The sequence below is a fragment of the Moorena sp. SIO3H5 genome (assembly GCF_010692395.1).
In the GTDB taxonomy this organism is placed as follows: domain Bacteria; phylum Cyanobacteriota; class Cyanobacteriia; order Cyanobacteriales; family Coleofasciculaceae; genus Moorena.
Window position 1 is genome coordinate 1 of the sequence record NZ_JAAHHS010000832.1, and the last position, 1018, is coordinate 1018.

The window sequence follows — 1018 nt, forward strand, 5'->3', positions numbered from 1 at the left end:
TATCAACCTTGGGTATTGCTAATTACGGATGGAGAACCAACTGATGAATATCAAAATGCAGCGCAAAAAGTAAGGAAAGCTGCTGGTGATCGCAAATTGAGTTTTTATGCGATCGCAGTTAAAGATGCAAATATAACAAAGCTGAGAGAGATTGCTCCTTTAGATACTCCTCCATTACCACTTGATGGTTTGAAATTTAAAGAGTTATTCAAATGGTTGAGTGACTCTGTAAAACAAACTTCTCGCCAAAAAATTGGCGAGCAGATAGAATTAGCCGATTTTAGTGGATGGAAGAAAAAACAGGCTTAAACAGGAGTCTAAACAATGCCTTGGAAAATAGTTTCATGCAGTGTAACGGGCATAAGTCATAAAAAAAGGGGTATTCCTTGCCAAGATTATGCTTATTATGATTATTTGTTTGAACAGGATGTAGTTATTGGTGCTGTTGCGGACGGTGCTGGTAGTGCCAGGTATTCGGACAAAGGCTCTAAAATTGCAGTAGAACAGGCGATCGCTTACATCAGAGAAAATTCACAATTTCTGCCAAACAACAAAAAACATACTGAGGAATTATTTTCAAGGGTTTTAGATAGAGTTATCAACTCTTTGGGAAAAAAGGCAAGTTTACTGCAATGTTCATTAGATGACTTGGCTTGTACTTTAATAGTTTTCGTCACTACTCCAAGTTGTTTGGCAGCAATGCAAATAGGCGATGGACTAATAGTGGTGCAAACTCAGGATAAATCAGATTATGACCTACTATTTATGCCAAACAAAGGAGAATATGCTAATGAAACTACCTTTGTTACTTCAACTTCTGCTCGGTCAGAAATGAAGACTGAATTTAAATCTATCCAGGTTAATTTTATAGCGGAGGAGACGGACCTCGACAGGTGCGCCAGAGCGCTGACTAGCCTCCTGCGCACGGCTCTTGACAGGTACACTCTCCAAACGGAGGTATCTTCAAGGAAACCAATACCCTGGTGGAACTCTGAGCTTGAGTCTCTCAGGAAAACAT

The 1018-nt window shown here is 39.7% G+C and carries 2 protein-coding genes; both read left to right on the forward strand.

Going from position 1 to position 1018, the window contains the following annotated elements; all coding sequences use genetic code 11:
• The coding region (locus F6K52_RS36855) for a VWA domain-containing protein (RefSeq protein WP_293090258.1) at positions 1-309 on the forward strand (309 nt) is incomplete at its 5' end.
• Between the two features lie 15 nt (positions 310-324).
• A partial coding sequence (locus F6K52_RS36860) for a PP2C family serine/threonine-protein phosphatase (RefSeq protein ID WP_293090261.1) occupies positions 325-1018 on the forward strand: 694 nt, incomplete at its 3' end.